General features: G+C 68.6%; 10 protein-coding genes and 1 riboswitch. Of the genes, 5 read left to right on the top strand and 5 right to left on the bottom strand.

What is annotated here, in order from left to right:
• Positions 1–97: 97 nt before the first annotated feature.
• Positions 98–3829 carry a cobaltochelatase subunit CobN gene (gene cobN, locus OU419_RS03565; RefSeq protein WP_254471356.1) on the top strand — a complete coding sequence of 1244 codons (3732 nt, stop codon included), beginning with the start codon at positions 98–100 and terminating at the stop codon, positions 3827–3829.
• 192 nt (positions 3830–4021) lie between these two features.
• Here the strand turns inward: cobN and OU419_RS03560 are convergent, their stop codons facing one another.
• Complete coding sequence (locus OU419_RS03560) at positions 4022–5110, bottom strand: 3-deoxy-7-phosphoheptulonate synthase (protein ID WP_254471357.1); 1089 nt, start codon at positions 5108–5110, stop codon at positions 4022–4024.
• Positions 5111–5690: 580 nt separating this feature from the next.
• Between OU419_RS03560 and OU419_RS03555 the strand changes: the two genes are divergently transcribed.
• From OU419_RS03555 to OU419_RS03545, 3 genes are all read left to right on the top strand, one after another.
• Positions 5691–6704, top strand: coding sequence for an ATP-binding protein (locus OU419_RS03555; protein ID WP_254471358.1), 1014 nt, complete (start codon positions 5691–5693; stop codon positions 6702–6704).
• On the top strand, positions 6701–7375 hold the full coding sequence (locus OU419_RS03550) for a vWA domain-containing protein (protein ID WP_254471359.1): 675 nt from the start codon (positions 6701–6703) through the stop codon (positions 7373–7375). Before OU419_RS03555 ends, OU419_RS03550 begins: the two co-directional genes overlap by 4 nt.
• Positions 7376–7466: 91 nt before the next feature.
• A complete protein-coding gene (locus OU419_RS03545; RefSeq protein WP_254471360.1) occupies positions 7467–8084 on the top strand; it encodes a hypothetical protein in 618 nt (205 codons plus the stop codon).
• Between the two features lie 13 nt (positions 8085–8097).
• Here OU419_RS03545 and OU419_RS03540 read toward each other — a convergent pair whose 3' ends face one another.
• Positions 8098–8721 (bottom strand): glutathione S-transferase family protein, encoded by a 624-nt coding sequence (locus OU419_RS03540; RefSeq protein ID WP_254471361.1) that lies wholly within the window; start codon positions 8719–8721, stop codon positions 8098–8100.
• Positions 8722–8850: 129 nt separating this feature from the next.
• On the opposite strand from OU419_RS03540, the gene OU419_RS03535 reads away from it, so the two are divergent.
• Positions 8851–9207 carry a hypothetical protein gene (locus OU419_RS03535; RefSeq protein WP_254471362.1) on the top strand — a complete coding sequence of 119 codons (357 nt, stop codon included), beginning with the start codon at positions 8851–8853 and terminating at the stop codon, positions 9205–9207.
• A gap of 3 nt (positions 9208–9210) precedes the next feature.
• Here OU419_RS03535 and OU419_RS03530 read toward each other — a convergent pair whose 3' ends face one another.
• The 3 genes from OU419_RS03530 to cbiE all read right to left on the bottom strand — a co-directional run bounded on the left by OU419_RS03530 (position 9211) and on the right by cbiE (position 12296).
• Positions 9211–9933, bottom strand: a complete 723-nt coding sequence (locus OU419_RS03530; protein ID WP_254471363.1) for a cobalt-precorrin-6A reductase — start codon at positions 9931–9933, stop codon at positions 9211–9213.
• The gene (locus OU419_RS03525; RefSeq protein WP_254471364.1) at positions 9930–11027 is read right to left on the bottom strand and encodes a cobalt-precorrin-5B (C(1))-methyltransferase; all 1098 of its coding nucleotides are present in this window, start codon (positions 11025–11027) and stop codon (positions 9930–9932) included. The genes OU419_RS03530 and OU419_RS03525 overlap by 4 nt, the downstream gene beginning before the upstream one ends.
• Positions 11028–11090: 63 nt before the next feature.
• A complete protein-coding gene (gene cbiE, locus OU419_RS03520; protein WP_254471365.1) occupies positions 11091–12296 on the bottom strand; it encodes a precorrin-6y C5,15-methyltransferase (decarboxylating) subunit CbiE in 1206 nt (401 codons plus the stop codon).
• A 67-nt stretch (positions 12297–12363) separates the two neighbouring features.
• A riboswitch (cobalamin riboswitch) is annotated at positions 12364–12610 on the top strand.
• The last annotated feature ends 79 nt before the right edge of the window (positions 12611–12689 follow it).

The raw sequence follows: 12689 nt of genomic DNA, 5'->3' as shown, positions 1-12689 counted from the left end.
TCCCTATAGGAGCGGGCTTGCTCGCGAACAGCCTCGCAGAGGGGCCTGATTCGCGAGCAAGCTCGCTCCTACGAAGAGCTAGAAACCGAGCAACCCCATGCACCTGCTGCGCACCCAACCCGGCGGTTTCGTCCCCGACGACGGCATCGCCCACCTGGCACAGACGCCCGCCGAACTGGTGATCCTCTGCAGCGGAGACTCGCACCTGGCGCTGCTCGCCGAGGCCGCCCGCGAGCTGCCGGAGGACTACCCGAGCCTGCGCCTGGCCAACCCCATGCAGCTGCAGAACCACGCCTCGGTGGACCTCTACGTCGACGAGGTGTTGCAGTACGCGAAGGTCATCCTGATCTCGGTGCACGGCGGCGTCGGCTACTGGCGCTACGGCATGGAGCAACTGGCGGCGCTGGCCGAGCGCGGCGCCACGCTGATCGCGGTGCCCGGCGACGACAAACCCGACCCCGAACTCACTGCCCTGTGCAACGTCGCGCCGGCAGACGCCGATCGCCTCTGGCAGTACCTGCGCCAGGGCGGCATGGACAACGCCCGGCAGTTCTTCGCCTGTCTCGCCAATCGCCATCTACAGCGCGACTACGCCTGGAGCGAGCCCCGGACGCTGCCGCGCGTGGCGGTCTATCACCCGCACGTCGGCAGCAGCGACCTGGCTCGTTGGCAAGCCGACTGGAACCCCGAGTGCCCGGTCGCCGCGCTGCTGTTCTACCGCACCCACCTGCAGGCGGCGAACACCGGCTTCATCGATACCTTCTGCGAGCGCCTGCAAGCGCAAGGCATCAATCCGCTGCCCATCGCCGTGGCCAGCCTCAAGGAAGCTGCCTGCCTGAGCGCAGTGGAAGATCTGCTCGACAGCGCCGACGCCGAACTCATCATCAACACCACCGGCTTCGCCCAATCGAACCCGGAGGCTCCGCAGGATCGGCCCTTCAGGCGCGACGTCCCGGTACTGCAAGCCATCTGCTCGCTGGACAATCACGGCCTCTGGCGCGCCAACCCGCAGGGTCTCGGCCCGCGCGACCTGGCCATGCACATCGCACTACCGGAACTGGATGGCCGGATCATTACCCGCCCCATCAGCTTCAAGGGCCTGGCCTGGCGCAGCGAGCGCAGCCAGAGCGACGTGGTCTGCTACCTGCCGCACCTGCCGGGCATGGATTTCGTCGCCGAACTGGCGCGGCGCTGGATGCTGCTCTCGCGCAAGGCCAACGCCGACAAGCGCGTGGCGCTGATCCTGGCGAACTACCCGACCCGCGACGGGCGCATCGGCAACGGCGTCGGCCTCGATACGCCGGCCGCCGCGCTGAACATCCTCCGTGCGCTGGAGGCCCGGGGTTACCCGGTCGCCGGCCTGCCCGACTCCGGCACCGCGCTGATCCAGCAACTGCTCGGCGGCGTCAGCAACGATCTGGACAACCTCGACCTGCGCCCCTGCGCGCAGAGCCTGGCGCTGGACGACTATCTCGCCTGCTTCGCCCGCCTCCCTCAAGCCAACCAGCAGGCCGTGCGCGAACGCTGGGGCGAACCGCAGCAGGACCCGATGTTCCGCGGCGGCCGCATGATGGTCGCCGGCCTGCGCCTGGGCCTGGGCTTCGTCGGCATCCAGCCGGCGCGCGGCTACCAGCTGGACGCGGCGGCGATCTACCACGATCCGTCGCTGGTGCCGCCCCACGGCTACCTCGCCTTCTACTTCTGGCTGCGCGAAGTGTTCGGCGCCGACGCGGTGATCCACGTCGGCAAGCACGGCAACCTCGAATGGCTGCCGGGCAAGGGCGTCGGGCTCTCCGAGGAATGCTGGCCGGACGCGATCCTCGGCCCGCTGCCGAACCTCTACCCGTTCATCGTCAACGACCCCGGCGAAGGCGCGCAGGCCAAGCGCCGCGCCCAGGCGGTGATCATCGACCACCTGATGCCGCCGCTGACCCGCGCGGAAAACTACGGCCCGCTGCGCGACCTCGAACGCCTGGCCGACGAGTACTACGACGCCTCCCTGCTCGACCCGCGCCGCGCCACCGAACTGCGCGGCGACATCCTCAGGCTGGTGCGCGACACCGCACTGGACCGCGAGCTGGGCCTGCAACTGAGTGACGATCCGGAAAGCTGGCTGCCGCAGCTGGACGCCTACCTGTGCGACCTCAAGGAATCGCAGATTCGCGACGGCCTGCATGTGTTCGGCGAATCCCCGGCGGGCGACTTGCGCCGCGATACCCTGCTGTCGCTGGTACGCATTCCACGCGGCGACGGGCGCGGCGGCAACGCCAGCCTGCTGCGCGCGCTGAGCGAAGACCTGCACCTGGGTCGCGACCCGCTGGATGAAGCCTTCGCCGAGGCCTGGGAGGGCCCGCGCCCGGACGTGCTGCTCGCCGTGAGCGAAGACCCCTGGCGCAGCAACGGCGACACCCGCGAGCGCCTGGAGCTGTTCGCCCTGCGCCTGATCGACGGCCTTGCCAGCGCGCCCGGCAGTGCCAGCGCGGCGGTCCTGGCGCAACTGCACCAGCAGATCGCCACGGCCCTCGACGCCTGCGGCGCCAGCGAAATCGGCCATCTGCTCGCCGGCCTCGCTGGCCGCTTCGTACCGCCCGGCCCCAGCGGCGCGCCCAGCCGCGGGCGGGTCGACGTGCTGCCCACCGGGCGCAACTTTTTCACCGTGGACGTGCGCAACCTGCCCACACCCACCGCCTTCCGCCTTGGCTTCCAATCCGCCAGCCGGCTGCTGGAACGCCACCTGCAGGACCACGGCGACCACCTGCGCCAGCTCGGCCTGTCGGTGTGGGGCACCGCGACCATGCGCACCGGCGGCGACGACATCGCCCAGGCACTCGCGCTGCTCGGCGTGCGTCCGGTGTGGCAGGCCGGCAGCCAGCGCGTGGAAGACTTCGAGATACTGCCGATCACCCTGCTCGACCGTCCGCGAGTGGACGTGACGCTGCGCGTCTCGGGCTTCTTCCGCGATGCCTTCGCCAACCTGATCCGCCTGTTCGATGCCGCCGTGCAGGCGGTCGCCGCGCTGGATGAGCCGGACGAGCTGAACCCGCTGGCCGCTCGTGTGCGCGCCGATCAGGCACGCCTGCAAGCCGAGGGACTGAAGCTTGATGAAGCGCGCCGCCAGGCCGGTTGGCGCATCTTCGGCGCCCAACCCGGCGCCTACGGTGCCGGCGTACAGGGCGTGATCGAATCGCGCCAGTGGGACAGCCGCGCGGACCTCGCCGAGGCCTACCTGAACTGGGGCGGCTACGCCTACGGCGCCAGCGATGACGGCACCCCGGCGCGCGAGCGCTTCGCCCAGCGCCTGTCCGGCCTGCAGGCCGTGCTGCACAACCAGGACAACCGCGAGCACGACATCCTCGATTCCAACGACTACTACCAGTTCCAGGGCGGCATGCTGGCCGCCGCCGAAGTGATCCAGGGCCAGGCGCTGGCCAGCTACCACGGCGACCACAGCCAGCCGGACAACCCGCGCATCCGCACGCTCAAGGAAGAACTCGGCCGCGTGGTGCGCGCCCGCGCGGTGAACCCGAAATGGATCGCCGGCATGAAGCGCCACGGCTACAAGGGCGCCTTCGAACTGGCCGCGACGGTGGACTACCTGTTCGCCTTCGACGCCACCAGCGAACTGGTGGACGACCACCAGTACCGCCTGCTGGCCGACGCCTACCTGCTGGACGACGACACCCGCGAGTTCATCCGCCAGCACAACCCCGAGGCCCTGCGCGACATCGCCGAACGCCTAGTGGAGGCGCAGCAGCGCGGGTTGTGGGAAGAGCCGGGGGAGTACCGCGAGACGCTGGAAAACCTGCTGGTGGACAGCGAGGAGCAGTGAGGGCTTTCGAGCTAGCGTAGGAGCGGACTCCGGACGCGATGGCATCCGGCGCGATGCACGACCGTAGGGCGCATAACCCGGAACGGGTTATCCGCCGTTTGCCTCGCGGCGGATAACGCCGACGCGTTATCCGCCCTACGATTTACAGGTCATTACCACGCACAGCGCCGCAGGATTGCGTGTAGGAGCGGCTCAGCCCCGGCGCAGCCGCTCTGCCGCACTCAGCAGCAGCGCCTCGGTGCCGCTCCAGCCCAGGCAGCCGTCGGTGATCGACACGCCGTAGCGCAGCTCGCCAGACAGCGGCTGGCAGCCGTCGAACAGATGGCTCTCCAGCATCACACCGCGCAGCGTAGCGTCGCCCGCCAGGCGCTGGTCGAGCACGCTGTCCAGCACGGCCGGCTGGCGCAGCGGGTCTTTGCCACTATTGGCGTGGCTGCAGTCAACCATGATGCTCGGAGCAATGCCGAGCTTCTCCAGCCCCTGGCGAATCTGCTGCACGCTGGCCGCATCGAAATTCGGCCCGGTGTGGCCGCCGCGTAGCACCAGATGAGTGTCCGGGTTGCCTTGGGTCTGCACCAGCGACGGGCGGCCCTGCGCATCGATGCCGAAGTGCTGGTGCGGGTGCGCAGCAGAGCGCATGGCGTCGGTGGCGATGCCGATGCTGCCGTCGGTGCCGTTCTTGAAGCCCACCGGCAGGTCGAGGCCGCTGACCATCTCACGGTGCACCTGCGACTCGCTGGTGCGCGCGCCGATGGCGGCCCAGCCCAGCAGGTCGTCGAAGTAACCGGCCACCAGTGGTTGCAGCAGTTCGGTGGCGATCGGCAGGCCGCGTTCGAGCATGCCCAGCATCAGCCGGCGCGACAGTTCGAGGCCGCCGGCCATGTCACCGCTACCGTCCAGTCGAGGGTCGTAGACCAGGCCCTTCCAGCCGATGGTGGTACGCGGCTTCTCGACGTAGGCGCGCATCACCAGCAACAACTGGTCGCTCACGCGCGGCGCCAGTTCGGCGAGGCGATCGGCGTATTCGAGGGCGGAAACCGGGTCGTGCAGGGAGCACGGGCCGATCACCACCAGCAGGCGGGGATCGTGGCCGTCGAGCACGGCGCGAATGGCGTCGCGACTTTCGCGGACCTGGTGCGCCGTGACGGCGGACAACGGCAGGCGCTGGCGCAGTTCGGCAGGGCTGGGCAATGGCTGCTCGCGACGGCGAGCGGAGGGCAACGGCAGGTCCAGGACTTCGGCGGACTGCGGGCGGATCAGGGTGGAAGTGGAAGCATTCATCTGGCTGGCATCCTTGGCCGGCGCGGTGTTCGTTCCGCGCTCGGCGCTCTATCTAGGTGTTCGTGGCAAGGCTCGCTGGGTGGCGCAAGCTACGGTGCTAAATCGCCAGTCGGAGTTGCGGTAATAGCGGTAGTAAGTGGTGTAGGCGGTCATGCTGCGATCCTCTGGTCTGAGCGTTTTGGCTCGGTTCGATGCGTTGGCCTTGTGGGCCGGAAAAACAAAAACCCCGGTCGGGTTGCCGACCGGGGTTTCGTGAATCTGTCTGGTTGGCGACCCTGCTTGCTAGGGCGCCTGTGGGGTATTCAGGCGCGCCTTTGGCTAAACCAATACCCATAGAAGAAATAGCCGGCAGCGGCAGCCAGGACCTGCTCACGAGCGACTACGGAGCCAATGGCACCGAGGCGGGCGAGGGACTGGATGGACAGGCTGGACGGCATGATGTTCTCCGTGGAAGTGCAGCCAAGTTACTGCATCGCGCCGCGCCGATCAATGACTTGCCTCTATGCAGGCGATGAACATTGGTCGCATGCCAGGCGCCCGGTTCGCTACCATGCCTGGACGCAATCCGCAGGAATCCACCATGAGCGCCCTCCTCCACTTCCCCCTGGCCGCTGTCGTCGGCGCCGATGAGCTGAAGCTAGCCCTGTGCCTGGCGGCGATCGATCCGGCCATCGGCGGCGTGCTGATCGAGGGGCCGCGCGGCATGGCCAAATCGACCCTGGCGCGGGGCGTCGCCGACCTGCTGGATGGCGGGCGCTTCGTCACCCTGCCGCTGGGCGCCAGCGAGGAGCGTATCGTCGGCACCCTCGACCTGGATGCCGCCCTCGGCGAAGGCCGCGCCCAGTTCTCCCCCGGCGTGCTGGCCCATGCCCACGGCGGCGTGCTCTATGTGGACGAAGTGAACCTGCTGGCCGATCACCTGGTGGACCTGCTGCTCGATGTGGCCGCCAGCGGAATCAACCTGATCGAGCGTGACGGCCTTTCCCACAGCCACCCGGCGCGCTTCGTGCTGATCGGCACCATGAACCCCGAGGAGGGAGAACTGCGCCCGCAGTTGCTGGACCGCTTCGGCCTCAAGGTCCAGCTCGAAGGCGCCCCGGCTCCTGCCGAGCGCGCCGAGATCGTCCGCCGCCGGCTCGCCTTCGATGCCAACCCGCAGGCGTTCCTCGAACACTGGCACGACGCGCAACAGGCACTGCGCCAGCGTTGCCACGATGCGCGCCAGCGGCTGGTGGCGATTGCCCTGGATGATGCCGCGCTGGAGCAGATCGCCGAACGCTGCCACGCCGCCGGCGTCGACGGCCTGCGCGCCGACCTCGTCTGGCTGCGCGCCGCGCGCGCCCATGCGGCCTGGCGTGGCGCGACGAATATCGAATCGAGCGACATCGATGCGGTGGAGCACTTCGCCCTCGCCCATCGCCGCCGCCACTGCGCTCAGCAACCGAGCGCACAAGCACAATCGGAGCAGGCCCCCAGCCAGCCGCCCCGGCAAGCCGGCACCTCGAACGGCGAAGGCCAGTGGGGCGAACTGCCCGCGCAGAGCATCGCGATGGGCGAGCGCCGACAGCTCACGGGCTGGCCAAAAAAGCCTTGAGCATCCGCCCGCGCCCGGCCCCTGGCGCGGATGCCTCCCCCAGACCCGGCCAACTCGCCGGCGGCCGCAGCGGCGCCCGCCAGCACGGTGCGGCTGGCCGCATCGACTGGCCCGCCACCCTGTGCAACGGCCGCCCGCAAAGGCGCGCCGATCTCGTCCTGCGCGCACGCAGCCGGAAGTCCGCCGAGCTCTGGCTGGTGATCGTCGATGCCTCCGCCAGCACCCGCCGCCACGGCGCTCTCGCCCAGGCCAAAGGCGTGCTCGCCGACACCTTCGAACAGGCCTACCGCCAACGCGCCCGCCTCGCCGTGTTGCACGCCACCGGAACGCAACCCCGCTGGCTCTGGCAGGGGCAGAAGGCATCCACGCAGTTGCAGGAATGGCTGGATCGGCTCGGTGCTGGCGGCGGCACGCCACTGATCGAGGCGCTGCAACAGGCACAAGCCTGGCTGGAAAAGCGCCAGCGGCAAAAGCCGGGCGAGAGCCAACGCCTGCTGGTGCTGACCGATGGCCGCTTGCGGGATTGGCCTGCGCTGCAACCGATGGCCTGTCCGGCGCTGCTGATCGATATCGAGGGCGGTGAGGTAAGGCTGGGACGCGCACAACGACTCGCGCGCGAGCTGGGCGCGCAATACCGGACGATCGCGGAACTCCCCGGCATCGGACGCTAGGCGCTGCCGGTGCTGTCGCCCCTCTGTCGATCCGGATTAGAGTGGGCTGTCGATGGATCGGCCACGCTCATGTTCAAGGACAGAACTCGTCATGCAGACACGCACGCTACTACTCGCCAGCCTGGCTGCCGCCCTCGCCTTCCTCGCGTACGACCGCCACCTGGCCGCAAAGGCCAGCGCGCCGGTTCTGGTTCGGGCTCCTGCGATAGTCCCGGCCAACGCTCCGGGCTTCACGGAAACGCCCGATCAGATTTCCGCGCAACGTCAGGGCGAGATCATCAGCCGCTACACGAACCAGGGCTATCGCCTGAAATGCTACGGCGACCTCGGGCCACGGGAGCGCATTCGTAACGACGACTACCTTTGCCTGGCACCCATCAGCTCGGCCTTCGCTGATATTCCCGCAAGCCAGGTGGTGTTCTTCTTCAGGAAGGGCCGCCTGAACCATGTGCGTTTTCTGTTTCCGCCCAGTTCGCTCGAGCCCCTTAAGTCCTACCTCTCCACCGGGCTGTACAACGCCAGGCGCTTGCAGGAATCCAGGTTCGGCGATGTCGGCCTGGACCCTTCGGGCAACAGCCTGGTGGTATGGAAAACACCGCACGGACTGCTGATCGCTACGGAGTCCAATCGTGGCAACGATCCGGTGGTCGTGCTGTGGAGCGCCAGGCAGAACTTCGCGCGAATGAAGAACCGCCCCTGGCCGAACTAGCGCCGCGAGCCGCTCACGGCTCGCCATTTGCCCCGTGCAGCCGGAACCCCGCACGCTCGCCAAGTCGCTCGAAATAGGCGTTCACGGCTGGCAGTTCCGGACGCTGCATGGGAGTCAGGCGCCAGCGGTTGACCGACAGGCCGAGAACGATGTCGGCCAGGCTGAAACGCTGGCCGCTGACGAAGGCGCCGGTGCGTTCCAGTTGCCGGTCGAGCAGGCGCATGCAGCGGTTCCACTGGGCTTCGCTGAGAACGATGGCGGCCTGGTCGGTATGTTCGGGGCTGTTGCGTACACGCGCCATGAATGCGTAGCGCCAGGCATTGTTCAACTCGGTGGCCTGCCAGCCCATCCACTGCTCCACCAGTGCCCGCTCGCGGGGTGCGGCGGGCAGCAGATCATGGCGCGGGTAGCGGTTGGCCAGGTAGCTGCAGATGGCGTTGGACTCCCAGAGCACGAAGTCGCCATCGACGATCACCGGAACCATAGCGTTGGGGTTGAGCGCGAGGAACTCCGCGGAGGCCGTCGAGCGAAAGCCACTGCCCCAGTCTTCCCGTTCATAGGGAAGGTCCAGTTCTACACAGGTCCAGAGCACCTTGCGCACGTTGATCGACGAGGCCCGACCGAGGATTCGCAGCATGTGAGTCACTCCCTGTGAATTGCCCGCCAGTATGGAGTCCCTAGCAAAAGCCGGAAAGGCCGGTTGCCGGCCAGGGCGCCGGCTACCAGAATCGCGGCTGGCTGGTTGCCGCCGCACAAGGAGTGACTCATGGTTTTCTGGAAACCGACCCGGCGCAAGCTGGTGACCTTCGTGCTGTTACTGCTGCTCATCGTGCTCGGTACGACGGTCCAGCGTTTCACTGCGCAGATGACGAAACAGTGGCGCGTGGAGACGTTCAAGGAGGCCATCGGTACGGAGTCGGTCGCGGCATTCCGCGCAGCGGTGGACGACGACTTCAAGGTCCGTGGCGAGGCAATGGCGAAGATCGATCAGCGTGCAATGCAGCGCATCGACCACATCGCCATGCTGCAGAACCTCATCGATACGCTGCTCCCGGTGCTTCTCGCCTATCTGGCCGCCTGCGTCATCCACGCTCCCCGCAAGGCATCTGCGCCAGCCGCGTGATGTCTACAGCCGCGGCGCCAGCGCGGCCCACAGCGCCTCGACACTCTCGAACGCGCGATCCACATCCGGCAGCACCGGCCGTGCCAATACCAGCACCGGCACGCCTCGCTCGCGGGCGACCTGCAGCTTCGGCTCGGTGGCCTGGCTGCCGCTGTTCTTGCTCACCAGCACATCGGTGCCCAGGCGCGCAAACAGCTCGCGCTCGCCCTCCAGCGTGAACGGGCCGCGCGCGCCCAGCACCTCGGCGCGCGCATTGCCGGGCGTGCTCTGCAGGCAGCGGACAGTCCAGCGCTGGTGCCCGGGAATCTCGTCCAGATGCTCCAGCGGTTCGCGGCCAAGAGTGAACAACGGGCGCCGGAACTCGCCGAGCGCATCGATCAGCGCCGGCCAGTCGGCGACTTCGCGCCAGTGGTCGCCAGCGCCGGCCTGCCAGCCGGGACGCCGCAGCGCCCAGCACTCTACGCCGGCGAGCCGCGCGGCACGAGCGGCGTTGCGGCTGATCTGCGCGGCATAGGGATGGGTGGCGTCGAGCAGCAGATCGAAACCCTGCTCGCGGATAAATGTCGCCAGGCCGTCGGCACCGCCATAGCCGCCGACGCGCACCTCACAGGACAGGTCGTCCGGCACCTTGCCCAGCCCGGCGAGGCTGTAGAGATGCGCCGGGCCGAGGCGGCGCGCAATTGCCAGCGCCTCGCCGATGCCGCCAAGCAGCAGAACGCGCGTCATCGGGACTCCAGCGCCTCGCCCACCAGGTTGCCCTGGCGGTCGATGGCGAAAACTTCCAGATGCACTTGCGGCGGCACGATGCGCCGGGCGAAAGCCAGGGCGCGAGCGCATACCGCATCGCCCAACTCGATGCCCTCGGCGCGGCACAGCGCCAGTGCCTGCTGACTGGTGTTGGCCTCGCGCATGCGCTGCTGCAATTCGACGCTAGCGCCGATTTCGCCGGCCCATTCGGCCAGTTGCGGCAAGTCGATGCTGGAGTGTCGGCTGTGCAGGTCCATGTGGCCGGCGGCGAGCTTGCTGATCTTGCCGAAGCCACCGCAGACGCTGAAGCGCTCCACCGGCACCTTGCGCAGGTGCTTGAGTGCCGCGCCGGCGAAGTCACCCATCTCGATCAGCGCGGTGTCGTCGAATCCGTAGCGACGGCGCATGGCGTCCTCGCTGGCGTTGCCGGTGCAGGCGGCGAGGTGGCGGAAACCGTTGGCGCGAGCGACGTCGATGCCCTGCTGGATCGAGGCGATGTAGGCCGCGCAGGAGAATGGCCGGACGATGCCGGTGGTGCCGAGGATAGACAGCCCGCCGAGGATGCCCAGCCGCGGGTTCATGGTTTTCAGCGCCAACGCAGCGCCGCCCTCGATGCCGATGGTGATCTCGAAGCCACCGACGTAACCGCACTCGGCCGCCAGCGCGGCGAGATTGTCTCGCATCATCTGGCGCGGCACCGGGTTGATCGCGGGCTCGCCCACGGCGAGGACCAGCCCGGGCTTGGTCACGGTGCCGACGCCCTCCCCGGCGTGGAAGCGCACGCCCGGCTCGGCGCTGAGCGCCACGCGGGCGAACACCAGTGCGCCGTGGGTGACATCGGGGTCGTCGCCGGCATCCTTCAGCGTGCCCGCCTCGGCGCCTGCGGCGGTCAGCCGGCAGAACTCCAGACGCAGGGTCGCGCTGCGCTCCCTGGGCAGGGCTATCCGCACCGCGTCGCTGGCCTGGCCGGTGAGTAGCAGGCGCGCCGCCGCGAGGCTGGTGGCGGTAGCGCAACTGCCAGTGGTGTAGCCGCTGCGCAGCGGGCGCTGCTGTTCGGAGGTTTCGTCACGCATCGCGGTGCAAGGCGTCCGGGCTTGAGAGGGATCGCGTTACGGTAACTGTCGCACGTCGCCGCATCAGCATGGTTTCCAGACCTCCAGCAGGGTGATCGGCAGCGCCGCGCGCCAGGCATCGAAGCCGCCCAGCGGTTGCGCCTGGGCGATGGCGATCCGTGTCAGCTCGCCACCGATACGCTCGCGCCAGCTCACCAGCGTGGCCTCGCTCTGCAGGGTGACGGCGTTGGCCACCAGCCGTCCGCCAGGCTTGAGCTGCTCCCAGCAGTGCTCAACCACACCAGGGACGGTGACGCCACCACCGATGAAGATCGCGTCCGGCCGTTCCAGCCCTCGCAGCGCCTCGGGCGCGGCACCGCAGACCAATTGCAGCGCTGGTACGCCCAGGGCGTCGCGGTTGAATGCTATGTGCTGCTGGCGACCATCGTTGGCTTCGATAGCCAGTGTCCGGCAGGTTGGGTGCGCGCGCATCCATTCGATGCCGATCGAGCCGCAGCCGGCGCCGACGTCCCACAGCAGCTCCCCCGGCATCGGCGCCAGCCGCGCCAGGGTCACCGCACGCACGTCGCGCTTGGTCAGTTGCCCATCGTGGCGATAGCAGCCGTCTGCCAGGCCGGTAGTCAACGGCAGGCGGCGTGCGCCCTCGCCTGCCACGCAGTCCAGCGCGAGCAGGTTGAGCGCGGCGGTTTCCGCCTGTACCCAGTCGGCGGCGAGCCCGTCGATGCGTCGCTCGGCCTCGCCGCCCAGATGCTCCAGCACACTGATGCGGCTGGCGCCGAAGCCTCGCTCGCGCAGCAATGCCGCTACCGCCGCCGGGCTCGTGCCATCGTTGCTCAACACCAGCAGCTTCGCGCCATGCCGCAGGTGCGCGTTGAGCGCCGCCAGCGGTCGCGCCACCAGCGACAGCAAGGTGCAGTCCTGTAGCGCCCAGCCCAGCCGAGCGGCGGCCAGCGAGGCGGACGAGGGCGCTGGCAAAACGCGCATTTCGCTGCTGGGCAATTGCCGGGCGAGGCTGGCGCCGACACCGAACAGCATCGGGTCTCCGCTGGCCAGCACGCAGGTCGACTGGCCACGGCGGCGCAGCACCGGCTCCAGGCTGAAGGGGCTGGGCCAGGCCCGGCGATTGGCGCGCACGCAGGGCGGCAGCAGCTCCAGTTGGCGCGGCGCGCCGATCACTTCGACGGCGTCGAGCAATGCGCGGCGCGCTGCCTTGCCGAGGCCGGCATAACCGTCCTCGCCGATGCCGACGATGATCAGCCAGGGCGTCATGGGTACTCCTCAGGGGTACGACGGGCGATCCGACGGGGAGGCTTTTCCAGCCGTCGGGCAAAGCAGGCATAATACCCGCATCGTCGGTGCCCGCAGGATGCTTCGCAAGTGACAGAGCGATGCTTCCGACCGGGCCGAAGAGGGAACACGGATCAACCGTGGCTGCCCCCGCAACTGTATGCAGCGAGTCCGCGCAGTCCCGAACGTCTGAAACCTGGAGTTTCCGGCATTCGGTTTGGCCACTGGGTAACCGGGAAGGCCGCGTCGGATGCCGACCTGCCAGCCAGGAGACCTGCCGACGAGACCAGTCGCGTGTGCGCACATCGAGCGGGGTGTCTTGATGTCGTGAAGTCCCTTTCGGGGGGCTCGCAGGTCACCGCGACCCAGCCCTGG

Source organism: Pseudomonas triclosanedens, assembly GCF_026686735.1.
In the GTDB taxonomy this organism is placed as follows: Bacteria; Pseudomonadota; Gammaproteobacteria; order Pseudomonadales; family Pseudomonadaceae; genus Pseudomonas; species Pseudomonas triclosanedens.
The sequence above is the reverse complement of the archived record's forward strand: the minus strand, read 5'-3'. Positions and strand labels throughout refer to the sequence as shown.